This window comes from Enteroscipio rubneri, assembly GCF_963929405.1.
GTDB lineage: Bacteria > Actinomycetota > Coriobacteriia > Coriobacteriales > Eggerthellaceae > Enteroscipio > Enteroscipio rubneri.
The window spans coordinates 620,014-643,942 of the sequence record NZ_CAWVIN010000001.1 but is presented as its reverse complement, the minus strand read 5'-3'; the positions used below and the strand labels follow the sequence as shown (position 1 = coordinate 643,942).

Below are 23,929 nucleotides of genomic sequence, written 5' to 3'. Positions count from 1 at the left end.
AAACCCAAGTCACAGGCCTAGCCCATCATATCAGCAGATGGGGGATGCGCCCGCTCATAGTAACGCAAAATTTCCTGCGCTGTTTCCTCAACGGCACGATTTTCGGTGTGGATCACGATACAGCCGAGTTTGCGCATCAGCGCACGAGCCTGCTCGAGATCTTGGTACACATATTCGGGATCGGCATAGCTCGACGCGACGACGCCGGCGTTGCCCAAACGGCGCTTTCGGATGCCTACGAGCACATCGGCCGTGGTCATGAGCCCGAACAGCCGCGTAGGCTCAACCTGCTCGAGTTCGACCGGCGGCTCGGTATGGGGATCGAGCGGAATATTAGCCACCTTGTAGCCCTGCTGGGACAAGTAGATCGAGGTAGGCGTCTTAGAGGAGCGCGACACGCCAAGAAGGACGATATCGGCGCGCGAGAGCTCCTGGGGATTGCGTCCATCGTCGTGAGCGATGGTGAACTCGATGGCCTCGATACGTCGAAAATAGTACTGGTCTGCTACATGCAGTCCGCCCGGCTTCGTGGAAGGCGTGAGCCCGGTCATGCCCGCAATGGCGCCGATAGCTTCGGTCATGAGGTCGACGGCCACTATGTCCTCGCGCGAAGCGGCGTAGTTCTCAAGGCTGCGCGAGAGAGACGCATCTACGAGCGTATAGAACACGAGCATGCGCCCATCCCCCGTGAGTTTGCGGTGGAAAGCGCTGTGCACATCGATGAACTCTTTGATCTCGGCGAACGTGCGAACCTTCGGCAGAACCTCAATACAAGGGTTCGTGACGCCGAACTGGGCGGCAGCCGCACGGGCCACCGCCTGGGCCGTGAGGCCCACCGAGTCGCTGACAACATGGATGGTAGGCAGCGACGTGAGGTTCTCGCAGATGACGAGATCGTCGAAGTCCATGGATCCCTACTTCTGTCCCTTGGCCATCTTGCCGAAGTCCGCTACGTGGGCGAACGCGGCGACGAAGCGGTTGAGCAGGCGCAGGCGGTTCTCGCGCAGGGCCCGATCCTCGTCCATGATGAGCACGTCCTCGAAGAACGCATCGATGGGCGCGCGCAGGGCGGCGAGGGCAGAGAGGGCAGCCGCGTAGTCGTCGGAGCCGAGGGCCTCCCCCACGCGCGCCGCAGCTTCATCGGCGGCGGCGAGCAGCGCGCGCTCGGCGTCGGCCGCCAGCGTCTCGTCCACCTCGGCGCCCAGGCTCGCGTCGCGCAGGTTGTTGGCGCGGGCGTAGGCCGTGGCCAGGTCGGCGAACGTGTCGGGGTCATCCACGCGCGCGGCCTCGAGGGCGCGAGTGCGGGCGATGATCTGCGCCGGCTCCTCTACACCCGTGGCCAGCACGGCCTCCACGGCGTCGGGGGCGCAGCCGCCGTCGCGCAGCATGACCTTCGTGCGCGTCACAAAGAAGTCGGCCACTTCGGCGCGGACCGCGTCCCGATCGTAGTCGATCCCGGCATTCTCGTAGGTGCCGAGCGCCGCGTCGATCGCGGCGGACAGCGACACGGGCAGGCCCGCTTCCAGCATAGCCACGATGCCGATGGCGCTGCGGCGCAGCGCGAACGGGTCAGACGAGCCGGTGGGAGCCTGGCCCGCGGCGAACAGGCCGCAGACGGTATCCAGCTTGTCGGCCATGGCCACGATCCGCCCCACGTCGGACGCAGGCGGCTCGTCGCCGGAGAAGCGCGGGCGGTAGTGGTCGGCGATGGCGCGCGCCACCTGGTCGTTCTCGCCGCAAGCAGCGGCGTAGTAGGAACCCATGACGCCCTGGACGCTCGTGAACTCCACGACGGCGTTCGTCACGAGGTCGGCCTTGGCCAGGTACGCGGCGCGCTCGGCGTCGGCGGCGTCGGCGGCGTCCAGCTGCGCGTCGGCGGCGAGGTGCTTCGCCAGCGCCACGATGCGGTCAGCCTTCGCCTTCATCGTGCCGAGGGTCTCCTGGAACACCACCTCGTCCAAACGGTCGACGTACGCCTCCAGCGGGTGCTTGAGATCCTCCTCGTAGAAGAACTTCGCGTCGGACAGGCGGGCGCGCACCACGCGCTCGTTGCCGTCGATGATGGTGTCGGCATGCGCCGGGTCGCCGTTGGTCACGACGATGAAGTTGTTGGTGAGCTTGCCGTCCGCGTCGTACAGCGGGAAGTAGCGCTGGTGCATGAGCATGGCGTCGACGATGATCTCCTCGGGGACGCGCAGGAACTCCTCGTCGAAGGAGCCCACGAGCACGGTGGGCTGCTCGCAGAGGTTCACGACCTCCAGCAGCGTCTTCTCGGGAAGCTTGGCGCGCGCACCCGTACGCCGCTCGGCCTCGGCCACGCCGGCGCGGATGACGGCCTCGCGAGCCTGTTCGCTCGTGACCACGTGCGCGGCCTCGACGACGCCCAGCAAATCGGCGGCCGTGGGCACCTCATGGGGGCCAGGCGCCAGGAAACGATGGCCGCGCGTGAGGTTGCCGGCCTCGAGGCCCGCGAACCGCACGGGGATCACGCGCTCGTCCAGCAGCGCCACGAGCCAGCGCACTGGGCGCGAGAAGTACTCGCTCGTGGTGCCCCAGCGGCACGACTTCGGCCACGAGATGCCGGCGATCACGCCTTCCAGCACGCCGGGCAAGAGCTCGGCCACGTCGCGCGCGGCGATGCTGCGGGTGGCGAACACGTACTCCACACCACCTTCCTCGCGGCGCTCGAGTGCGCCGACTTCGACGCCCTTGCCGCGCGCGAAGCCCGTGGCGGCCTTCGTCGGGTTGCCGTCGGCGTCGAACGCGATCTTGGAGGAGGGGCCTCGGAAGACCTCTTCGAGGGCAGCGGTCTCATCGGCCACATCGGACACGATCATGATGAGGCGCCGCGGCGTGGTGTAGACGGCCACGTCTCCGTGCGGGATGCGCACCCGATCGAGCGCTTCGGGCACGAGTTTCTCCAGCTGCTGGGTTGCGCGATGCAGGTCGAACGCCGGAATCTCCTCGGTGCCGATCTCGAATGCGAGCGTATGCAGGTTACTCACAGCCGGCCTCCTTCCCCGCCTTGGGCTTGGATGCCGAGGCACCATCTTCGGCGGCCTCGTCTTCCTCGGCGGGCTTGATGCCCACCACGTGCTCCATGTACGACGCGCACACCGCCTTGGCGATGGTGCGCACGCGTAGGATGTAGGCCATGCGCTCGGTGGCGGATATCACGCCGCGCGCGTCGAGCAGGTTGAAGGCGTGGCAGCACTTGAGCACGCTGTCGTAGGCAGGCAGCGGCAACCCCGCCTCCAGCGTGCGCAGGCACTCGGCCTCGCGATCGTTGAACTCCTGGAACAGAAAGTCCGTGTCGGCCACCTCGAAGTTGTAGCGCGAGTACTGGCGCTCGTTCTCGAGGTACACGTCGCCGTAGGTGAAGTCCACGCCGTCGGCGCCGCGGCTCCACACGATGTCGAACATTGAGTCCACGCCCTGCACGAACATGGTGAGGCGCTCGAGACCGTAGGCGATCTCCACGGGCACGGGGTTGCACTCGAAGCCGCCCACCTGCTGGAAGTAGGTGAACTGCGTCACCTCCATGCCGTCGATCCACACTTCCCAGCCCAGACCCCACGCGCCGAGCGTCGGGCTCTCCCAGTCGTCCTCGACGAAGCGCACGTCGTGCGCGTCCACGTCGATGCCGATGGCGCGCAGGCTTCCCAGGTACAGATCCTGGATGTTGTCGGGCGAGGGCTTCATGAGCACCTGGAACTGGAAGTAGTGCTGGGTGCGGTTCGGGTTCTCGCCGTAACGACCGTCCGTCGGACGGCGGCTGCCCTGCACGTAGCAGGTGCGCCACGTATCGGGGCCCAAGGAGCGCAGCGTGGTGGCCGGGGCGTTCGTGCCGGCGCCCACCTCGTTATCGTAGGGCTGCAGGACGACGCAGCCCTGGTCGCCCCAATAGCGCTGTAGATTCATGATGACGTCCTGGAACGTCGGCGGCGTCCCCTCGGACCGCCCAGTCGTCACCGGGGAGATTTCGGTTGGCATGGCTCTCCTTGTCTTTCAGATCGTTGTGTTCCCGATCGCCCTCGCTCGGTCCCCCGCGTCAGTCCAGCAGACCGAAATCGCTCACGGGCCAGTACACGAGCGCGCCGCGACCCGTCACCGACGAAACGGGAACGGCGCCGAAGTAGCGCGAGTCCTGTGAGTTCGTGCGGTTGTCCCCCATCACCCAGATGGAGCCTTCGGGCACCGTATAGGGAAACGACACGCCCCCCGAAAGGGTAAAAGATGGCGCACCATCGCGTATAGGGTTCCGAGAGCGCCACCCCGTCCACGCGCACGAGACCGTCTTCGTCGCCTATGTCCACCGTCTGCCCGCCCACGGCGATGCACCGTTTAATGAGAACGCGGCCCGGTATTTGGGGATCCTGGAAGGTTACGATGTCGCCGGGTTCAGGCTCGCGGAAGTAGTAGCTCACCTTCTCGGCAAAAACCATGTCCCCCGTCATGATGGTGTCCTCCATAGAGCCGGAGGGAATCTCGTAGGTTTGGAATACGAAGGTGCGCAGCAACCACGACAGCCCCAGGATGAAGGCCACCATGAAGAGCAATTTGAAGAACGTACCCAGTATGCCCGAACGATGGGAAACGGCGTGCTGACCGGAATCCATGAAGTCTGTCCATCCTCCTCTGCACGGGCTCACCGAAGTCGCCCGAATAAAGTCGCGAGGGTATATGATAGCGCTTCGGAACGAACGGCTCGCTCCGCTCGACAAACTTTGCAGAAATTTCCCGATCATCGGGGGAAAGTCAGGGGCCCGAGGTCGCCTCGAAAGCCGCGCGGCGGAGAGGCCAGATCGCGAACAGGCTGCGGGTTTCCATGGGCGTCATCCTTTCGAGGCCTGCGCGGAAATTGCGCCTGTACGGCCTGCTCGCCGAGACTGACTTCGGCTTCGCAGCAAGTTTTCATCGTTTCGCCCGGTCACGTAACGTCGATATGGCTTCTATTCGAGTAGTCGGGGATACAGCCCGCGCAAACGCAAGTCTCGTGCAAGCCGCACGACCCGTGAGTCATTCGCCCGCTTCGGCCTCCGGCCCGGAGAGGAGCTTCCAGTCCGTCGCCGAAAGCTCGACGCTCTCCAGCAAGTCGGGGCGCAGGCGCGCTGTGCGCTCGAGGCTCTGCTCGCGCCGCCAGCGCGCGACGGCTGCATGGTCCCCCGACAGAAGCACCGGCGGCACCTCCATGCCGCGAAATACGGCCGGGCGCGTGTAGTGGGGGTATTCCAGCAGGCCGTCGGCGAAGCTCTCGTCGAGCGCTCCCGTCTCCGCGCCGAGCACGCCGGGCAGCTTGCGCACCACCGCATCGATGACCACCATGCTGGCCAGCTCGCCGCTGGTGAGCACGTAGTCGCCGAGCGAGATCACGCGATCGGCCAGCGCATAGGCGCGTTCGTCGATGCCTTCGTAATGCCCGCACACGAACAGCAGCCGCTGTTCGCGCGCCAGCTCACAGGCCAGCGCGTCGTCGAAAGGCTCCCCGTGCGGAGACAGGAATATCGTATGGGGACGGCTGACGGGAAGAAGGCCGGAGGAACACGACGCTCGAGCAGCCCCGAGTTCGCCGGCCTGCGAGCCGGCGCACGAAGAACGGCTACCGTCCTGTTCGGATGCGCCCTTTTCAGCCTGCGGCATACGCGCGAAACGGCAACCGACAACGGCTTCCCAAGCCTCGAAGATGGGTTCGCACTTCATGACGAGGCCGTCTCCGCCGCCGTAAGGATCGTCGTCGGTCGTGCGATGGCGATCGTGCGTCCAGTCGCGCAGATCGTGCGCTTTGAACGAAAGGATGCCCTTCTCCTGGGCGATGCGCATCATGGATGTTCCCATGACGGAGTCGTACATGGAGGGGAACGTCGAAAGCGTTTCGATGACCACAGGAAGTCCTTTCGGCGAAAAGATCCGGAACGGTGGAAACGATGCCGGGAACAGACAGGACGGTCGATGGAGCGCTAGAGATCCAGCAGCCCTTCGGGCAGGGTCATGTCGATCCTGCGCGCCTCCTCATCGATAGAGGCGATGAAAGCCTCGACCATCGGGATGAGAATCGCATGCCCTCCGTCTTGTCGCGCCACGTCGCGCAGCACGACCTCGAGGAGTGTCTGCGCCGGTTTCTCCACCACATCGCTCACGACGCCCACGAACCCGGTGCGCACGTCGCATACCTCCCACCCAGCTAGGCTGTCGCGTTCCGTCGCACGCGCGTCTTCCGGCACGTCGGCGCGACGGACAAGGCACCGGCAGCCGCTCAGCAGCTGTGCCGTAGCTATGTCGTCCACACCTTCGAAGGCGACCACGTAGGCATCGCCCTCCTCGCGCACGCTTTTTACGATGCTCCGGCGCGGCGCTTCATGCCGGGGAGGGACGAACGCAACCTCCATGCCCTCGTGTAGCAAAAAAGGAAGACCCGACGCGCTTCGCGCGACGAGTCCCCCCTGCAACGTTTTCGTCCTGGCCAGATCGGCCACATGCATCCAATCGCGCATCTAGTCGAGAAGCTCCACTTCGACGTGCGTGTTCGTACGCGAAGCAGCTGCACGCGCAAGCGTCCGGATGGCCTTGATGACGCGACCTTGACGACCGATCACTTTGCCCGCATCCTCTTCGTTCACGCGTACCTCGACGAGGATCGATCCGTCCTCCGCATCGCTCGCCACGATCTCGAGATCGTCTTCGAACTCGACGAGCGGCCGAACGATGGCATCGACGAGGCCGGCGATGTCTTCCGTCTGCTCGGCCATGAGCGCATCCCTACGCGTTCTCGCGAGCGCGCTTGATCAGGCTCGCGACCGTGTCGGTCGGCTGGGCGCCGTTCTTGATCCACTGATCGACCTTTTCCATGTCGAACTGAACCATGGCAGGTTCGACGCAGGGATTGTAACGGCCGACTTCCTCGATGAACTTGCCATCGCGCGGAGCGCGCGAATCGGCGACGACGATGCGGTAGTACGGGCGCTTCTTCGCGCCGTGACGGGCCAGGCGAATTTTGACTGCCATGAAGATGAACTCCTTTTGCTTCTTACGTTTCTCCGAGCGGGCGCTCTTCCTTTGGGAAGCTCCGCGAAAACAGCAATTGCTTATGATACGGCCTGAACGCCCGTTTGACAAGCTGATTACCGCATTGAATTGTACCCAACGCCGCCCGTACGCGCATCCCCGACCCGGATCGTCCTCGAAAAGCCCACGTTTTCCGCCATGGCCGCGGACTCTGGGCAGTGGAGAGGGCGGGCTTTCTCTTTCCCGGCGCCCGACCCTCCCCGAAGCTCGTTCGAAGCATGACCTCGCACGGACGGCGGGCGCCCGGCTGCGACGGAGCCGAGCGCCGATAAGACCGTCTCTCACATGCGGCTACTGCAACCCGTCGATGTATTCCTTAACCTGATCGGCGGCAAAGAACCCCGTGAAGTATGAGTAGCCCGAGCAGCCTCCCGAGAAGCCGTGGTTGTAGTTGTCCTTGAAGAATTCGCCGGAATCAAGCCCGCCGGCGTACAAGCCCGGTATAGGTTTGCCCTGCCCGTTCACCACCTGGATCTTCCCGTTGATCTTCACGCCGCAGAGCGTGGAATACCACGACGGTATGAGCCTGAACGCATAGAACGGCGGCTGATCGACCGGGAACAGCGCGGCGGGATCTTTGAAGAACTCAGTATCCTCTCCCGCTTTCGCCATTTTGTTATAAGCGTCCATCGTGGTCGCAAGGCCCTCTGCATCGATGCCTGCAGCGGCGGCCAGCTCCTCGATAGTCTCTCCTTTGAACACGGTGCCGTCTGACACGCCCTGCTCGAGCGCCTCGGCCATGTCCGGCACGGGGTCGGACGAACCGAGAACCGTGCGTGCGCTTGTCATCAGCGGTTCGGAGGCCATGCGCTCAACCGCAGCCGAATCGATGACGTTGAAGTAGACGTAGTCGTTCTCTTTGATGCCCACCTTGAACATGACGTCCATGACCGACCACTTCTCATTGCCAAGGCGTTTGCCCACCGCGTTCACCCATACGTACGGCTCGCGCGCAGCCTTGTCGATAGGGGTGTCCCAGGCGACATTCTCTACGCTCGACGCCGAGGGCTGAGCCAGGCTCAAATCGGATTCCACCGCGCCGGCGCCCAGCATCATGCGAATGCCGTCGCCGTCGTGCGCGAGATGCGCATCGTTTTTCCATGCGAGCGTCCCATAACCAGGTATATAGCGCTCGATCATCTCTTGGTTGTTCGAGAATCCGCCCGTGCCCACGAACACGGCTTTCGCTTTCACAAATGCGGACTCGCCGTCGATCTTTGCCAGAGCGCCCGCCACCGCGCCTGCCTCGTCGACTACGAGCGCAGTGGCTGGGGCGGACGTGATGATCTCGACGCCGTACTCCTCGGCCGCAGCCTGCATGACCTCGAAGGCGCCGACGCCTTGCCCCTCGTACATAATGCCGCCGCCGGGAGCATCGAGCGATGGCAGGAGCATCATGGGATAGGCTCCGTGCTCGTAGAGAAAATCGTGCTGGCGGTGGTTGTTCTTCACGTAGTTCGACACAAGCTCGGCATTGGCTTCCCATGAATTATGCATCATGAAGTACGTGTACAGCTCGTCATAGGTACCGGTTGGCTGGCTCATGTTGATCACGTTCGGATCGTCGGCGCACTCCTGCATGATCTTGCAGTCCGAGAACGCCATGGTCACCTCCGTGCCCACCGACGAGCCGCCCGTCACCGAGCTCTTCTCCAACAAAATGGTCGAGAGACCGAGCGAGCCGGCGTGCGCCGCCGACATCATGCCGCAGTTGCCTCCCCCTATGACGAGATAGTCGCACTCGCGTGCGGGTTCGCCCGCCTCCGCAACGGGAACCGCCGCGATAGCCAAATCGGAAGTCTGCGCTGCATTGCCCGCTCGGTCGGTGGAAACCTCCTCCGCACCTGTTGGAGCACACCCTGCGAGCCCCGCAGCGGCGGCCGCCGTCGCAACGCCCGTAAACGCGGCCCCGGTCAAAAACGTCCTGCGCGTCAGACCCTTCTTCTCTTTCGCATACCTGGTCATCGCAATTCCTCCTCCGTTTTGCATACGATCCCCGAGCTGCGCCCGGGATATCCCATGGGCCCTATGGTTGTGCAAACGGAAGCGGGACACCATCCGCTAAATGGATGATCGGCATCACATGAAATCGCTGATATTGGCGTCTAACCAGGTGCGGGCGCTATCCGATACGGCTGCCAGACGATCGAGGCGAGGCAAGCCGCGCCTCGACAAGGTCGAGGAACTCCTGGCGCGAGTGGACGTCGAGCTTCCGGTAGATATGGCGGGCATGGGTCTGGGCGGTGCCGGACGATATGTAGAGCTCGTTTTGGACGAACGGGAGGCTGCGCCCCTTCGCCAAAAGCTCGGCAACCTCGGTTTCGCGTGGGGACAGCCCGAAGTCCCGCGCGATGCCCCCCACCGCCTCCGCGATAACATCGTCGTGCGACGAAGCGATCGTATCGGTGCCCTCGCGCGCTTCCCCGACGTTTTCGTTGCGCAGCAGCTGCCCGATGCCCTTTCCGTTGAGCACGAAGATAGCGGTGAGCATGAGTACGAAAACGGCCACCAGCGATACCGCCGTCAACTCGATGCGGCCCACCTTGATGGACTCGGCCACCCAAAGGTTGAGTTGGCCGCTCACGACCACGGACAATGCGAAAGCTCCGTCGAGCACGGCCACTGCTCGAACCGGCCGATACCCGAATCTGAACGCCAACATGAAGCAGACAATCCAGCTGATGGCGCGGAAGCACCAGAAGCCCGCACCGAAAATGCCGTAGGATACGGCAAGCGCCTGCCCGCCGAGAAAGGGAGCAAGCAGAAACGCAACCGCCATGATCACCAGAACCGTGCGCACGAGCGGGGGCGTGATCACGGTACGGGTTCTGCCACCCGGCAAGAGAAACCATGCAGTAAGCAGAAGGAGCCCCACAAGGCCGCCTGCCAAATACAGGGTTCCCATCGTATCGACGCCTCCGCCCATGATTTGTATCGAGAGCACGCGCAGCATCTCGCCGCACAGAGCGAACACGAACGTCGCTACGACGGCAAGCGCAAGGTCGCCGGGCAAGCCCGACGGAACCGCTGCCTCGGCTGCCTCTGCGCCTACATCGTGCCCGCTGCGACAAGCGGCCATTGCCAAACCCGAAAACAGAGGGAGGAGCACCGTCATCGACGTAGCAACGAGAGACGGAAAGAGCGAAACGAGAAAGTACAATGACAGTCCGATGGAAAACGACAGCAGCGAGAGCGAGGCGACGGCATGTCCCGCTCCGGCGGCATAGAGCTCTGCCCATTGCAGTACGTGCCACGCGCTGCTGAATCCGATGAAAACAGCTGCGACCACGACAATCGTCCCGCACGCCGGACTCGACGGATCCAGAAGAAGCAGCGCCGCCGGGATCGCCGCCGACCCGAGCGCGCTGCCCACCGCGCCTCCGGCGCAGAATATGCGATTCGAGAAGAGGCTCTTCAACCGATCCGCAAGCATGGCGCACGCAAACAGGCCGATCATGTGCGACCAGGTGGCCCAGAGCCATATCTGCTCGACGAGCCCATCGGCACCGGACGGCAAGGGGGCGAGCGCATCGCTGTAAAAAACGACGGTCACCCACGCCCAATACAGTCCCAGACCCAAATACGAGCCGTGCTGTCGTATATCCGCCGCACCCGACGATCCCATAACCGCTCCGCTTCTCGACGAAAGGCGCGTGCCACGTGGACGGGCGCACCCTCGATCCGGAAGAATATTCTAACAGGAAACAGAAAAGACGAGCGTGCGTAGCCCGTAGAGGGAAGCCGTTTCGAAGCAGAGGATGGCCGCACGCGAGCAAAGCAAGCGACAGGACAACCCCGCCTTATGGGATTGACGCGGTAGCAGCCGCTGCGGGTCCTTCTTGACCGGCGGCTTTCCCTATAGTACGCTCGCACCCGGTTTCAGAACGATGTGCCGTCGAGCAGATTGAAAACGCGCAAGCACGCTTTTCGTCAGGTCGGAAAGCAAGCCCGATGCGTTTGGAACCCAGCCTGAAACGGAATGCGATCGTGCACGCGACGCGAAGACGGGAGACTATCATGCAGAAGTTCATCGCCGAGGACTCATTCTGGGAGTTGTTCCCCCATGCCGCCGTGGGCATCATCGTCGTACGCGGCATGAAAGGCGCCGCCGAGGTGTCGGCCGAGGATGCGGCCGCCGTCGCAAAGCTTCTGCGCGAGGCGAACGAGCGAGCCAATTCCTATCTGACAAGCACTACCATCTCGGAGAACGAAGTAGTGCGCGTATGGCGCGAGGCCTACCAGAAGTTCAAGACGAAGAAGGGCGCGCGCTGTTCCATCGAAAACCTGCTCAAACGCGTGCTCAAAGACAATCCTGTGCGATCCATCACACCGTCGGTGGATATATATAATGCCATCTCGCTTAAATATGCGTTGCCGGTAGGCGGCGAGGACATCGACGCCTTCGCGGGCGATCTCAGGCTCGGCATCACCGAAGGAGGCGATGCGTTCAGGGCTCTCGGCGAGGACAAGGACGATCCGACCCTGCCCGGCGAGCTGTGCTATCGCGACGATGAGGGAGCGGTGTGTCGCTGCTTCAACTGGCGCGATGGCCAACGCACGGCGCTCAAGGACGATTCGGAGAACGCGTTTCTCATCGTCGAGTGCGTCGATCCCGCGCGCACGTGCGAACTGGACGGCGCCCTCGACGAGTTCGCGGATCTCATGAAGCGCTACCTGGGCGCTGAGGTGATCGCACGCGCGGTGGTCGACCGTGCGCATCCAGAGCTCGTCATCGCGGAATAGCACCGCTCCTACCGCTCTACGGATACCGTATTAGAATCGCAAGCATGGTCGCTCGAAAGGCGCGCTGTCCCGCCTCAAAGCATGTGTTTCGGTCTACGATTTCGCGCCGTCCGACCGGACGGCTCCGACTAGCCTCAGCAGGAGCGCTGGGCGTTCAACGTATTCTTGTAGTAGATGTACATGTCCTCGTAGGCGCCCATGAAGTTCACGAAGCCACCGGGAATGGTGCCGACGCGCGTAAAGCCCATGTCCTCGTATAGATGAACAGCGCCTTCGTTGCTGGCCACGACGGCATTGAACTGCAGACCGCGAAAGCCCTTGCGCGCCGCCTGCTCGAGCGAGTCCTCCACAAGCGCGCGCCCGAGACCCAGGCCCCGCGCGCTCGACGCCACGGCGTAGCTTGCGTTGGCCACATGCGCGCAGCGGCCCACGTTGTTCGGATGCAGGATGTAGAGACCAAAGAGGCGCCCGTCCAGATCGGCAACCGTGGTGAGGGTCTGTGAGGAGAAGAACGCGCCAGCCGTCTCCATCGTCAGTGGATCGATCTGCGGAAACGCATTGCCTGCCTCCACGACCTCGTTCCACACCCGTATCATGCCCGCAAGATCCTCCTCGCGGTACGGGCGAATTTCAAGCGCCATGCAGCCCTTCCTTTCCTGCCGATCCGGTTCTCTGCGAGCGCCAGTATAGCATCAACGATCGCACTGGGGGTGACATCCTCGTGCGGGCTCGAAAAAGCCCGCACCCGAAGGCATATTCGCCACCGATCTTCTCAACCTGGATGACCGGCAATCATCGTCCTCGAAAACGCCCGTCTACATCGCACGGGCGCCATTCATGCCAAGTTCACGTGCCGCTTGAGACGAACGACGCACGCGACATACGAACACGCCGCCAGCGCAACCATGACAACGTTGCCTATCATGTTCGACGCCGGCCCATACGGGTCGAGCGACCCGATCGGGTAGGCAGGCGCGAGGGCCGAAAGTGCCGAAAACGCGAACACATTGAGCAACGCCGTCACCACACCTACAGCCACGGCGATGAGCAGGAATGCTCCGATGCTCGCCGCAACCTTGTGGCGCGCGGCAGCGGAGCCTGCGGCGAGCGCGGCATACGCTGCGATCAACCAGGCGATGATCTGCAAGAACGAATGAGCGAAGGAGAGCCATTCGCTCGGCGTGGGAAGGCTCGGAAGCCCAACCTGGTCGCTTCTGCTCAGAATCTCCGAGAACACGTCCATGGCGAACAGCACCATAGCAACGCAGGCGCCAACCACCAGAAAATCGACGAGCAGCCACAGCGCGGCCGCCAGCACCTTCGATATCACGATCTGGTGAGCGGTAACAGGCAGCGTAAGCGTGAGATAGCCCTCGTCGGTGAACAGGTTGGCGTAGAAGCGATGCACCGCGACGAAAAAGGTGGCCAGCGTGAGCACGAGCAGCAAGAACAGGCAAACCCCGAACGCCATGAACGCGAAACCGGCGAACATGCCGAACAACTTCCCCGCGCTTCCAGACGCCTGGTGCGCGGCCTGCCCCAGGCCGTTGCCCGCAAGCCCGCATACCGCAGCCAGAAGCGCCACGCCCAGCGCCGCCAAATGTAGCGGCGCGAGCACGCGCGTGAGCGCCGCCATATCGTATTTGAACAGCTTCCCTAGCATCGAAACGCCCCCCTGAAGTAGTCGTCCACACTCATGCCGAACGTTTCATGCACATAGGCCACCGGCGCGTGAAGCACCATGGTGCCGTACTGCAGGAAGATAAAATCGTCCAGCACCCTCTCGACGTCGGCCACGAGGTGCGTTGACAGCAGGATGGTGGCCTCGCGACGGTAGGCGCCGATGATGGTGTCCAGAATGTAATCGCGCGTGGCCGGATCGACGCCGCCGATAGGTTCATCCAACAGGTAGAGCATTGCTCGGCGGGCCATCACCAATACCAGTTGCACCTTCTCCTTCGTTCCCTTCGAGAGCGCTCCCATATGAATGTTCGGAGGAACCTGCAAGCGTGCGAGCATATCCTCGGCAAGGGGACGATCGAAGTCGGCGTAGAAGTCCGCGAAGAAATCGAGTGTGCGGGCAACCTTGATGCTAGGAGAAAAGTAGGGTCGCTCCGGCAGATAGGACACGAGGGCTTTCGTCTGCGGGCCGGGTTCGCTGCCGGCCACGAGCACCTGGCCTGCCGTGGGAGTGAGCAGACCCGCCGCCAGCTTGATAAGCGTGGTTTTACCGCTGCCATTGGGCCCGAGCAGCCCTACCACGCGCCCGCGCGGTACGGAGAATGACACATTGTCGAGCGCCGTTGCGGCCCCGAACGTCTTCGTGAGCCCCGCGCATCGCAGAACCGGCGATTCGAAGGCGATGGCCGCCCCCTGCCCCGGATACGTCGCTTCCGCCATGATCCGCCCCTTCCCGTCGTCATGCGTTGGAGCCATTATACGCGAAGCCGTGCTCCTGCATCTCGCAAGCTCTACTCCTCCACCAGCTCCCGCACGTCCACGCGCTTCACCTTGCGGGCGCTCGCGTAGGCGGCGACCAGGAACAGCGCCGAAAGGCCCAGCGTGAGGCCGCCTACCATGAGCGGATTCGTATCGATGGCGAAGCGCGAAACGCCGAAGAGGCCGAACAGCTGCCCCATGAGCCAGCTGCCGCCGAGCGCCGCCAGCGTTGCGCCCGCCGAGCAGCCCGCGAGCGCCACGAGGAAGAAGCGCAGGGCGAACTGCACGCGAAGCGCGCGCGTCGTGAACCCGAGCGCGCGGTACACGCCCAAGTCGTGACGCTCGGCCGTGAACATGCGCCCGATAATGAGCGACACGGCGAGGAACACGAGCGTCGCGGCAACCGTCGCCATGGCAAAGCCCATGATGGTGAACAGCTGCTGGATAAGGCCGATCATGCCCTCGGTATCGCTGAACATGCCGGCAGGCCGCGCGTCCACCGCATCGCCGAAGCGCGCCTCGATGGCCGCACGCGCCTCGTCGGCCTTCTGCGGATCGGCCAGGACGTACTGCCGCGCCGTCTCGGCGACGTCCGCGCCTTTTCCGGCCAGATCGCACACCCCGTCGTAGGTGAGGATGGTGCCGTAGCCAGCATTGAACATGGCGGAGAGCAGCCCGCACACCACGAAGCGGCGCTCCTCGCCGTCCGCCCCGTCGACAGCCAGCTCGTCTCCAATGTCAAGACCCATCGACTTCGCAAGGTTTCCGCCGATGAGCGCCTCGTTGTCGTGAATCGGCAGACGCCCTGCCACCACACCCGTCACAAGCGAAAGGTCGCTCAAGCCCGCGAACGAGTGGCTCTCGCCCCCGAAGCTCACCATGGCGAACGACTCCTTCCACGACTTCTCTATGGGGCTGACCTCTTCGATGACCCGCTCCACCTCGTCGAAGCTCGCGTCGGGCGAGACGAGGGTGGCCGACACGTCGCTCGTCCACATGCCGAAAGCCTCCTTCGCCGCATTCGGGCCGCCGAGCGCGCCGCCTATGCCGAACACGAGCACGATGAATGCACACATGACCAGCGCACATCCCGCAAGCCCCACGTAGCGGCGCTTCGCCGACACGATAGCGCGCACGGCCAACCCCAAACCGAGATGGGAGCCGCCCAACGGGCGGGCAGCCCGGCTGCGGAACGTCACGTCGGCCGCGCCGCCCCGGAAAGCGACGAGCGGCGAGATGCGCGAGAGCTTGTGCGTCTTGCATACGACGACGGCCGCGACCAGCGCCAGCAGCGCCGCCAAAAGGAGCAGCGCCGCCGCAGGAGGCGCTGCGTTCGTCGCCAGCACGCCGGTGAATTGCGCGAAGAACGGCAGGACGGGAGGCACGAGCGCCCAGCCCAACCCGAGGCCGGCCGCGAGTCCCAGAAGGCTCACGCCCACGTACTCCACGCCCAGCATGCCGCGCAGCGAGCGGTTCGACAAGCCGAGGGCCTTGAGCGTGCCGTAATCCGCGTAATCCTCCTCGATGGACGTCGCGATGGCGTGCGTGCAGATGACGAGCGCTATCACGAACAGCAGCAGCGCGAACACGCCCAGGACGGCGCCGCCGATGACCACGACCATCATCGCATAGCCGGCAAGCGTGTCGGCGGCGAACATGCCCGTTGCCGTGTTCGCCCAGGCCACCTCATCCGCGATGAGCCGGGCGAGGTCGGTCGAGGTCGTGCCCGTCGCGCGGGCCTCGTCCGACAAGCGCACGTTGATCTCGGCCATGCGATACGCCGACATCTTCGACGAGGAAGAAAGAACGTCGGCCGGTTCGCCGCCCTGCGCGACGGTCGCGTCGACGAGCGAGCCCACCTCGTCGTAGGCTCCCTGCGCCACCACGTAGCGTTTCATCTCCAGAAACGGCGTGCCAAGCTGAGGATCCTCGAAGAAGCCCGCGATGGTGAAGCGGCGTGCCTCGTCGCCCACCAGCACTTCCAGCTCGTCGCCTACCTGAACGCCAGGAGCGACCTTGAGCGACGCCGGCACGTAGACCTCGTCGGGGCCCGGCTCGAAAGCCCCGTCGACGAGACGCGTCCCGTCGTCGGAGAACAGGCGGAAGCCGAGGGCGTCGCCCCAAGCCACAAGCGCGGTGCCCGAGGTGGGGTTCTTGTCCACGGCCTCGCCGCCCGCATCGTAGAACCTCACGGGAACGGAGAGGGCGCCGTTCAACCGCGCCTCGCTTACCTCGGACAGCGCCTCCACCTCGGCGGCCACCTCGTCAGTGAGGTTCGTCGCCATATCGACGGCATACACGTCGCCCGCCCCGATCTCGGCTAGCGCGGCCTCCTCGCGGGCGTTCAAGTCCGCGTACATGCTCACGGTGAAGGTGAGCGCAGCGGCGGTGAGGGCCATGAGCAGGAAGATGCCCGCGAACGAGCCCTTCCCCCGTTTGAGGCCGGCTGCGACGAGCGTTCGCATGAGCGCCATCTCGCACCCCCTACCAAGCCAGCGACGACAGCCAGGCGTTCACCTGGGCGTCGCGGGCCTTGAGGTAGGCGCCGCCGCCGTCGCCGCGGAAGGCCGGCAGCTCGAGCTCGCCTTTGATCGAGCCGTCCTCCAGGTACAGCACGCGGTTCGCGCGCAGGGCGCACAGCACGTCATGCGTGACCATGCAGATCGACTGGCCGCTGCCGTTCAGCTCGCAAAGCAGCGAGAGCACCTCGAGCGTGTTCGCGCGGTTGAGCGCCCCGGTGGGCTCGTCGGCGAACACGATGTCGGGATCGTTCACCACGCTGCGCGCCACGGCGCAGCGCTGCTGTTGGCCGCCGGAGGCCTGGCTGGGAAGATGATGCGCGTCGGCATCGAGCCCCATGCGCTCGACGAACGCCTGCGCGACCGCGCGCGTGTCGGCAGCCGAGCGGCCGGCCTTCAGATAGCCGGGTACGGCCACGTTCTCGAACAGCGTGAGGTTCGACACAAGGTGAGCCTGCTGGAACACGAACCCGAAGCGCTGCGCGCGCAGCTCGGCCATGTCGCGCTCGCGCAAGCCGGTGATGGACGAGCCTCGATAGCGCACGTCGCCGGCCGTCGGGGCGTCCATGCCGGAAAGGCAGTACAGAAGCGTGGACTTGCCGGAGCCCGACGGCCCCATGATGGCGGTGAAATCGCCTTCGTAGAGCGTCAGGTCGACGTTGCTCAGCACGTGGGTCTGCACCCCGTCGGCCGCGTAGCTCTTGCACAGCCGCTCGGTTTGGATGATGGGATTCTTCATGATGCCCTCTCGTCTCGCCTATTCGTTGGAAGGCATCGTAGCCGCGCGAACATTAAGGCGTCCTTAAGATGCGAGGGGGAATTCGAGGATGGCGGCGAGGCCGGGCTCGGCGTTCTCGAGGCTTAAGCCGCCTCCCATCTGCTCAACCAGGTAGCGCACGATGAACAGCCCGAGGCCCGCGCCCGGCGCATCGCCGGCGTTCGAGCCGCGGTAGAAACGGTCGGCGACGAACGGCAGGTCCTCGGGCGGGATGCCGGGGCCGCGGTCGCGCACGCGCACGCGATAGGCGCGCGCGGCGGTGTCGAGGACGCCCTCCACCTCCACGTCCGCGCCGGGCGCGTACTTGGCGGCGTTCGCCAGCAGGTTCCCGATCGCCTGCTCGAGGCGCCTCGGGTCGCAGCTCGCCTGCGCCTCGTCGAGGCGCCCGAGCGTCACGGTGCCGCCCGCGTCGAAGTCCGCGACCGCCCGGGCCACGACGCGGGCGATGGGCGCTTCCTCGCAGCGCACCTGGATGCGGTCGAGGTCGGCGAGCGCGTGGAGGAACAGGTCGTCGGTGAGCGACGTCACCTCGTCGCACTTGCGCGCGATGGTGCGCGCGTAGCCCTCGCGCTCCTCCTCGTCGCGCGCGAGGCCCAGCTCGAGCGCCTCGGAGTAGGCGCGGATGGACGCGATGGGCGTCTTGATGTCGTGCGACAGCGCGGCGACGGCCGTCTTGCCCTGCTCCACGGCCTCGGCCTCGGCGGCGCGGGCGCGTTTGATCTCCACGCGCATGTTGTCGAACGCCCAGGTGAAGCGTCCGAACGGATTGTTGCGCTCGTAGGCGAGCGGGGTGTCGAGGTTGCCCGCAGCCACGTCCTGCGCGAACGCCTCCAGCCGCATGAAGGGGCGCACGACGCCGACGTAGAGGTAGGCGACGACGCCCCATGCGAATGCCGCGCCGAGCGCGGCGAGCGCCCAGACGAGCGCGACGGGGAGGCCGCCGCGCGCGTCGGCGGCCGTTCGCAGCGCATCCTGCGCGCGCGAGAGCGCGGCGTCGGCGGCCTCCGCGTCCGCGCCTTCGGGCAGCTCGGCGCGGGCCGCGTTCAGCTCCACGGTCTGCGCCCGCATCTCGGCGGCCGGCCCGTCGCCCGCGAGCAGGGCCGTGGCCGCGAGCGCCGCCAGGGCGAGGACGAGCGTCGCGGCGGCGGCGATGCCGACGAGCCGTCGCGCGATGCGCGCGCCCTCGCGCGAAGCCGCCGTCACGACGCCCCGCCCTCGGCGTCGAAGCGGTAGCCCCTCCCCCGCACGGTCTTGAAATGGGCCGGGCGGGAAGGGTCGTCTTCCACCTTCGCGCGCAGCCAGCTCATGTGCACCGACACCGTCTGCGGCTCCACCTCCGAGAACGCGCCCCATACCTCGGCCAACAGGCGCTCCTTCGACACCACCTCGCCCTCGTGCGCGATCAGGAAGCGGGCGAGCGCTAACTCCTTGGGCGACAGCGCCACGACGACGCCGTCCTTCGCGAGCGTCCCGGCGGCTTCGTCGAGGGCGAACGGCCCCGCGACGAGCGGCCGTCCCGCGCCGCCGGAGCGCCCCCGAGAGCGCCTGAGCAGCGCGTTCACGTGCGCGAGCAGCTCGCGCAGAGAGTAGGGCTTGGGCAGGTAGTCGTCGCCGCCCGTGTCGAGCCCGACGACGCGGTCCGTCTCGCTCGTGCGCGCCGACGCGAACACGATAGGCACGTCGCTCGCGCGCCGAAGGGCCTCGCACGCCGCGAAGCCGTCGTCGCCCGGCAGGTTGATGTCGAGCAGCACGAGGTCGAACGGACGGGCGCTCAGCACGTCGTAGGCCTCCTCGGCGCTCGCGGCGCGCACGACCGCGAACCCCTCGCTTTCGAGGTAGCGCGCCACGATGGCGGACAGATCCGCGTCGTCGTCGACTATGAGTACGCTCGGCATCGCGCCCCTTCCCTCGCTCCCTTCAACGAGCAGGATGTCGAAACCGTTGTTCCCCAGTCGATCGGAAAACGGCTCCTACGCTTGCATGCCTCTGCAATCTCGTCGCTCGCTTCAACGACTGCGACCCAAACGCTTCCTCAAGGAAATTTCGAAATCCGGCTTGATTTGCGGCGCGACGACCAGGGCAACGACCTCCTTCGACCGATGTGCAAGCCTGCAATGCGTCATGCGGGCCGCAACGCCGAGCAAGCTACTCGCCTCCAGCCCTCCCCGAAACCGTGGCGTGACCTTAGGTCGCTCAAACGCTATTGCATCATATCCTGGATCTTCTTGAGGTCGGCCATGCTCATACCGCCAGGCATGCCGGGCAAACCGCGCCTGCGGCCCTTCTTGCCCTTCTTTCCCTTTTTGCGCTTGTTGCCTGCTTGCATTTCCTCGACTGCAGGCATCATCTTCTTGAGCATCTTCTTTGTCTCGCTGAATTTCTTGATAAGCTGGTTCACGTCCGACACCGACACCCCGGCTCCAGCCGCGATGCGGGCGCGTCGACTGCCGTTCAGCAGCTCGGGCTTCTCGCGCTCGGCCTTGGTCATGGAGTTGATGATGACTTCCATATGGTCAAGTGCTCCTTCGTCCACCTGGCCTTTCGCCATAGCCTTGTCTCCTCCCGGCATGGCCGCGACAAGCTTGGACACTCCGCCCATCTTGCGGATCTGACGGTTCATCTCGATGAAGTCGTTGAGGTTGAGCTGAGCGCGCATCATGCGCTCGGTCTGCTCCTGCTCGACCTCCTCCTGCTGCACCTTAACGGCACTCTCGATAAGGCTGATCACGTCGCCCATCCCCAAAATACGCTTGGCCATGCGGTCGGGATGGAACTCCTCGAGGGAATCGGGTTTCTCGCCCGACGAGATGAACTTGATGGGTTTACCCGTGACCTGTTTGATGGAAAGCGCCCCGCCGCCGCGTGCATCGCCATCCATCTTGGACATGATGACGCCGTCGAAATCCACGCGCTCGGCGAAGGCAGCCGCCACGTTTACCACATCTTGGCCGGTCATGGCATCGACGACCATGAGAATCTGTTCGGGTTCGACGGCGCGCTTGATGGCCTCGGCCTCGTCCATCATCTCGTCGTCCACATGGAGACGGCCCGCCGTGTCGACGATCACCACGTCGCGAAGACTGTCGATGGCGTCCTGCACGCCTTCCTTCGCGATCTTGACCGGATCCTGGCCATCGCCGCGGTACACGCGCACGCCAATCTCGGAACCGAGGGTTTCCAATTGGTCGGCTGCAGCAGGACGGTACACGTCGCAGGCCACGAGGAGCGGCGAATGGTTCTCTTGTTTGAGACGATAGGCAAGCTTCGCGGCAGCCGTCGTCTTACCGGAGCCTTGCAGACCTACGAGCATGATGACGTTGGGAATGCGGCTTGAGAACTCAAGCTTGGAGTCCGTGCGACCGAGAAGCTCGGTGAGCTCGTCGAGCACGATCTTTATGACGTTTTGTGCTGGCGTGAGCGAGTCGAGCACTTCGGCATCCAGGCAGCGCTCCTTCGTGCGGGCGATAAAGCCCTTCACCACTTTGAAGTTCACGTCGGCTTCCAAAAGCGCCAGGCGGATCTCACGCATGGCGTCGTTGATATCGTCTTCGGACAAGCGGCCCTTACCGCGCAGGCCGGAGAAGATGCCCTGAAGGCGTTCGGAGAGGTTATCGAGCATGGAAATGCGCCCCCGTCATCGGTCATGTTGTTCGCTGGAAGAGATTATACTTGAACGCCGCCGCCCTCGGCGAACTTCACCTTATTAACGGCTCGCGAAACGACACCCGCCGGCATGGAGTCAGCCGCCAATCATCAAGCACGCTTCGGTTCGGCGCGGAGAATCTCCATCGACCAGCCCGCTTTCCGACCGCTACGCAGCGTCGGCGATGATGCCGCCTAGATGGCGTAGCCTTCCTGCGCGCACGCGCCTTGTCGGACAAGAGGATGCTCCGACCCCGCTCGCTTCGCTCATACGCCCAGGATGACAGAGGAACGTCGGCCCGCTTGCCGCGCACAAGGTCGAAGAGCCGTCTACCCGCGTTCGTCGAAGTCGCCGACGAGGGCAAGCGCGAAGTCGTGCGCGTCGAAGTCCTTGAGATCGTCCAGGCCCTCGCCCACGCCGATCTTGAGCACTGGCAGCTCCAGCTCGTGGGATACGGCCAGCACGATACCGCCCTTCGCTGTGCCGTCGAGCTTCGTGACAATGACGCCGTCCAGGTCGAGCGCGCGATCGAACTCGCGCGCCTGCGCCAGACCGTTCTGCCCGGTGGTCGCGTCGGTCACGAGCACGGTGTACACCGGCATGTTCGCCCGCTTGCGCACCACGCTCACCACCTTCTCCAGCTCGCGCATGAGGTCGGCCGACGTGTGCAGGCGCCCGGCGGTGTCCACCAGCACGAGGTCGGCACCCTCCGCCTCGGCGCGCTCGATGGTGTCGTAGCACACGCTGGCCGGATCGCTGCCGCGCTCGCGCGTGCAAATGGGCACGCCGGCGCGCTGCGCCCACACCTCCAGCTGCTCGATGGCCGCCGCGCGGAACGTATCGGCGCTGCCCAAAAGCACATGGCGGCCCGCATCGGTCGCCTCCTTAGCTATCTTGCCCACCGTGGTGGTCTTGCCGGTGCCGTTGATGCCCACGAACAGCACGATAGCCTCACCTCCGCCGAACACCTCGTCGCCTCCCGGTGTGAATGTGGCCGCTATACGGTCGTTCAATAGGTCGAGCACGGCGTAGGCGTCGGGAAGCGCGCGGCGCGTAGCCGTGTCACGCAGGTTCTCCACGATCTCGCTGGCCGCCGCGCCCCCGATGTCAGCCAGGATGAGCGTCTCCTCCAAGCCGTCCCAGAACTCGTCGTCCACGTCGGGCCCACGGTCGAGCAGGACGTTCATCTGCTCCTTGAACTTGTCGCGCGAGCGGGAGAGCCCCTCGCTGATCCTATCGAAAAATCCCATGTGCGGGCTCCTTTCTCAACAACCTGAACAGTGTATCCCAAATAGGACTGCACGTCAGCGGCGCGGGTCCGCTTCCTGCTCGTCGTGGATCTTGCGCAGAGAACGCGTATATCCGACGAAGGGGAAGAGCGAGAAGACGAACCCGGCGGCGAGGACCATGCACGCCGCGAGGCATGCCCACGACGCCGGCTCGTTACCCTGGGCCGAAAGTCGTGACTGGAGCACGAAGAACAACGCCGCGGCAACCGCGCAGAGAAGCGCGCGCAGGCCCAGGCCTTTCCGGCTCTCCCGAAGCGTCTCCGATTCCGCGTCGTCGTCGGTGTACAGCGGCGTGGTGCCGGCCTCGGCGCGCACGATCTGCCAACCGGGCCCCAGCACGACGGGTTCCCAGCCGCCGAGACCGTACAGCTCCCGCGCCTCCTCCGAGAAGTCGCGCTGGAAGTCCACCGCGTAGTCGTAGCCGTGCGGCTCGCCCTGCTCGAAGCGGTAGAGAAGCGCCCGGTTGATGCCGACTACGTGCCAGCCCTTCGCGCTCATGCGCTTGAGCATTGCCATGTCATGGCCCGGCATCACCGCAAGGCCCCCGCACATCCTATAGGTCGTCTTCGCCATGCTCTCCCTCGCCCGTCGCCCCGGCGCCCGCACCGAGCCCGCTCGTCCCGACCAACAGCCCCTCGGCAAGCGCCATCAGCTGTCGACGCCGCTCGAAGTCGCGCCTCAGCACCGCGCGGCCCTCCTCGGTGGCCGCGTAGCAAATGCGGCTCTCCTCCTCGGGCGCCTCGCTCTCGTCGGCGATCTCGGCGATCCACCCCGCGCCTTTGAGCTTCTTGAGCGTCGTGTACATGGTAGCCGGCCCAATCTCCACCGTACCCTGCGTGGACTCCTTGATCCTCTGCATGATGCGGTAGCCGTGCACCGGCTCGAGCGTGGCTAAGAGGATGAGGAAGATGCTGTCGGACAGCTCCCCCGTCTCGTACGGGCTCCTCTTCGCCATTTCGCTCCCTCTACTATATCAATGATGGATACTATGCTACAATCATCCTGCTTGCAAGCGAATACGTTCGATCTTACTATACTCTATCTGGAAATGGAGCGTTTCATCATGGCTGAAGAGCATTTGGAAGCTGCTGCAAGCGGGCAGGCGAAGGGCTGGTTCGAGCAGCGGAAGGACCCCGAGTTTCGCAAGCGGCAGGATGCGAGCCTGTTCCGGACGATCACCCTGGTCATGCTGCCCTTCATATGGGCGGGTTTCGTCTACTCACTGGTCACGGGCAACGAGGGCAACATGAACGGCTACTCGCTCATGATCCTCTTCTTCTCGCTGCTGAACGCCGATGTGCTGGTCAAAGGCGAGAAGCTGTCGAACAAGGTGCTTGACGTCCTGGCGAAGGCCAACTGCGTGCTGTTCTTCGTCTGGGCGCTCGCCAACATCGTCTACTTGTTGGTGAAGTAGACATAGCGGCCGCGGCGGGAGCGCGGCCATCGCCCGCTCCCC

22 protein-coding genes and 1 pseudogene are annotated in these 23,929 nt (G+C 64.6%); 2 read left to right on the top strand and 21 right to left on the bottom strand.

Annotated features, from left to right (window positions below; genetic code table 11):
- Positions 1 to 17: 17 nt before the first annotated feature.
- The 10 genes and pseudogenes from ABGT83_RS02810 to ABGT83_RS02760 form a co-directional block, all read right to left on the bottom strand.
- On the bottom strand, positions 18 to 908 hold the full coding sequence (locus ABGT83_RS02810) for a pyruvate, water dikinase regulatory protein (RefSeq protein WP_103265902.1): 891 nt from the start codon (positions 906 to 908) through the stop codon (positions 18 to 20).
- 6 nt (positions 909 to 914) lie between these two features.
- Complete coding sequence (gene glyS / locus ABGT83_RS02805) at positions 915 to 3,005, bottom strand: glycine--tRNA ligase subunit beta (protein WP_346685798.1); 2,091 nt, start codon at positions 3,003 to 3,005, stop codon at positions 915 to 917.
- A complete protein-coding gene (locus ABGT83_RS02800) occupies positions 2,998 to 3,993 on the bottom strand; it encodes a glycine--tRNA ligase subunit alpha (protein WP_346685796.1) in 996 nt (331 codons plus the stop codon). The genes glyS and ABGT83_RS02800 overlap by 8 nt, the downstream gene beginning before the upstream one ends.
- 58 nt (positions 3,994 to 4,051) lie before the next feature.
- Positions 4,052 to 4,619 (bottom strand): annotated as a pseudogene (gene lepB / locus ABGT83_RS13430) (signal peptidase I).
- A gap of 400 nt (positions 4,620 to 5,019) precedes the next feature.
- Positions 5,020 to 5,883 (bottom strand): tRNA (guanosine(37)-N1)-methyltransferase TrmD, encoded by an 864-nt coding sequence (gene trmD / locus ABGT83_RS02785; protein WP_103265898.1) that lies wholly within the window; start codon positions 5,881 to 5,883, stop codon positions 5,020 to 5,022.
- 74 nt (positions 5,884 to 5,957) lie between these two features.
- Positions 5,958 to 6,491, bottom strand: a complete 534-nt coding sequence (locus ABGT83_RS02780; protein ID WP_346685793.1) for a ribosome maturation factor RimM — start codon at positions 6,489 to 6,491, stop codon at positions 5,958 to 5,960.
- A complete protein-coding gene (locus ABGT83_RS02775; protein ID WP_103265896.1) occupies positions 6,492 to 6,746 on the bottom strand; it encodes a KH domain-containing protein in 255 nt (84 codons plus the stop codon). It abuts the gene before it with no gap.
- A gap of 10 nt (positions 6,747 to 6,756) precedes the next feature.
- Positions 6,757 to 7,002 carry a 30S ribosomal protein S16 gene (gene rpsP / locus ABGT83_RS02770; protein WP_103265895.1) on the bottom strand — a complete coding sequence of 82 codons (246 nt, stop codon included), beginning with the start codon at positions 7,000 to 7,002 and terminating at the stop codon, positions 6,757 to 6,759.
- A gap of 351 nt (positions 7,003 to 7,353) precedes the next feature.
- Positions 7,354 to 9,027: an FAD-dependent oxidoreductase gene (locus ABGT83_RS02765; RefSeq protein WP_346685791.1), complete on the bottom strand. Its 1,674-nt coding sequence runs from the start codon at positions 9,025 to 9,027 to the stop codon at positions 7,354 to 7,356.
- Between the two features lie 157 nt (positions 9,028 to 9,184).
- The gene (locus ABGT83_RS02760) at positions 9,185 to 10,687 is read right to left on the bottom strand and encodes a response regulator transcription factor (RefSeq protein ID WP_346685790.1); all 1,503 of its coding nucleotides are present in this window, start codon (positions 10,685 to 10,687) and stop codon (positions 9,185 to 9,187) included.
- A 392-nt stretch (positions 10,688 to 11,079) separates the two neighbouring features.
- Here ABGT83_RS02760 and ABGT83_RS02755 point away from each other — a divergent pair, with 392 nt between their 5' ends.
- Entirely contained in the window at positions 11,080 to 11,805 is a 726-nt protein-coding gene (locus ABGT83_RS02755; RefSeq protein ID WP_346685788.1) for a B3/B4 domain-containing protein, read from the top strand.
- A 134-nt stretch (positions 11,806 to 11,939) separates the two neighbouring features.
- Here ABGT83_RS02755 and ABGT83_RS02750 read toward each other — a convergent pair whose 3' ends face one another.
- The 11 genes from ABGT83_RS02750 to ABGT83_RS02700 all read right to left on the bottom strand — a co-directional run bounded on the left by ABGT83_RS02750 (position 11,940) and on the right by ABGT83_RS02700 (position 23,428).
- A complete protein-coding gene (locus tag ABGT83_RS02750) occupies positions 11,940 to 12,446 on the bottom strand; it encodes a GNAT family N-acetyltransferase (protein ID WP_103265891.1) in 507 nt (168 codons plus the stop codon).
- 194 nt (positions 12,447 to 12,640) lie between these two features.
- Complete coding sequence (locus ABGT83_RS02745; protein ID WP_346685787.1) at positions 12,641 to 13,468, bottom strand: hypothetical protein; 828 nt, start codon at positions 13,466 to 13,468, stop codon at positions 12,641 to 12,643.
- A complete protein-coding gene (locus tag ABGT83_RS02740; protein WP_346685785.1) occupies positions 13,462 to 14,205 on the bottom strand; it encodes an ABC transporter ATP-binding protein in 744 nt (247 codons plus the stop codon). Before ABGT83_RS02740 ends, ABGT83_RS02745 begins: the two co-directional genes overlap by 7 nt.
- A 71-nt stretch (positions 14,206 to 14,276) precedes the next feature.
- Complete coding sequence (locus tag ABGT83_RS02735) at positions 14,277 to 16,718, bottom strand: ABC transporter permease (RefSeq protein ID WP_346685784.1); 2,442 nt, start codon at positions 16,716 to 16,718, stop codon at positions 14,277 to 14,279.
- A gap of 10 nt (positions 16,719 to 16,728) precedes the next feature.
- Positions 16,729 to 17,502 (bottom strand): ABC transporter ATP-binding protein, encoded by a 774-nt coding sequence (locus tag ABGT83_RS02730; protein WP_096228429.1) that lies wholly within the window; start codon positions 17,500 to 17,502, stop codon positions 16,729 to 16,731.
- A gap of 63 nt (positions 17,503 to 17,565) precedes the next feature.
- Positions 17,566 to 18,744 carry a sensor histidine kinase gene (locus ABGT83_RS02725; protein ID WP_346685781.1) on the bottom strand — a complete coding sequence of 393 codons (1,179 nt, stop codon included), beginning with the start codon at positions 18,742 to 18,744 and terminating at the stop codon, positions 17,566 to 17,568.
- Positions 18,741 to 19,436, bottom strand: coding sequence for a response regulator transcription factor (locus ABGT83_RS02720; protein WP_346685779.1), 696 nt, complete (start codon positions 19,434 to 19,436; stop codon positions 18,741 to 18,743). Before ABGT83_RS02720 ends, ABGT83_RS02725 begins: the two co-directional genes overlap by 4 nt.
- A 305-nt stretch (positions 19,437 to 19,741) precedes the next feature.
- On the bottom strand, positions 19,742 to 21,160 hold the full coding sequence (gene ffh, locus ABGT83_RS02715; RefSeq protein WP_346685777.1) for a signal recognition particle protein: 1,419 nt from the start codon (positions 21,158 to 21,160) through the stop codon (positions 19,742 to 19,744).
- Positions 21,161 to 21,513: 353 nt separating this feature from the next.
- Positions 21,514 to 22,434, bottom strand: a complete 921-nt coding sequence (gene ftsY, locus ABGT83_RS02710; RefSeq protein ID WP_103265848.1) for a signal recognition particle-docking protein FtsY — start codon at positions 22,432 to 22,434, stop codon at positions 21,514 to 21,516.
- Between the two features lie 54 nt (positions 22,435 to 22,488).
- The gene (locus ABGT83_RS02705; RefSeq protein WP_346685775.1) at positions 22,489 to 23,046 is read right to left on the bottom strand and encodes a DUF2812 domain-containing protein; all 558 of its coding nucleotides are present in this window, start codon (positions 23,044 to 23,046) and stop codon (positions 22,489 to 22,491) included.
- A complete protein-coding gene (locus tag ABGT83_RS02700; RefSeq protein ID WP_346685773.1) occupies positions 23,027 to 23,428 on the bottom strand; it encodes a PadR family transcriptional regulator in 402 nt (133 codons plus the stop codon). Before ABGT83_RS02700 ends, ABGT83_RS02705 begins: the two co-directional genes overlap by 20 nt.
- Before the next feature lie 108 nt (positions 23,429 to 23,536).
- Between ABGT83_RS02700 and ABGT83_RS02695 the strand changes: the two genes are divergently transcribed.
- Positions 23,537 to 23,887 carry a hypothetical protein gene (locus ABGT83_RS02695; protein WP_346685771.1) on the top strand — a complete coding sequence of 117 codons (351 nt, stop codon included), beginning with the start codon at positions 23,537 to 23,539 and terminating at the stop codon, positions 23,885 to 23,887.
- The last annotated feature ends 42 nt before the right edge of the window (positions 23,888 to 23,929 follow it).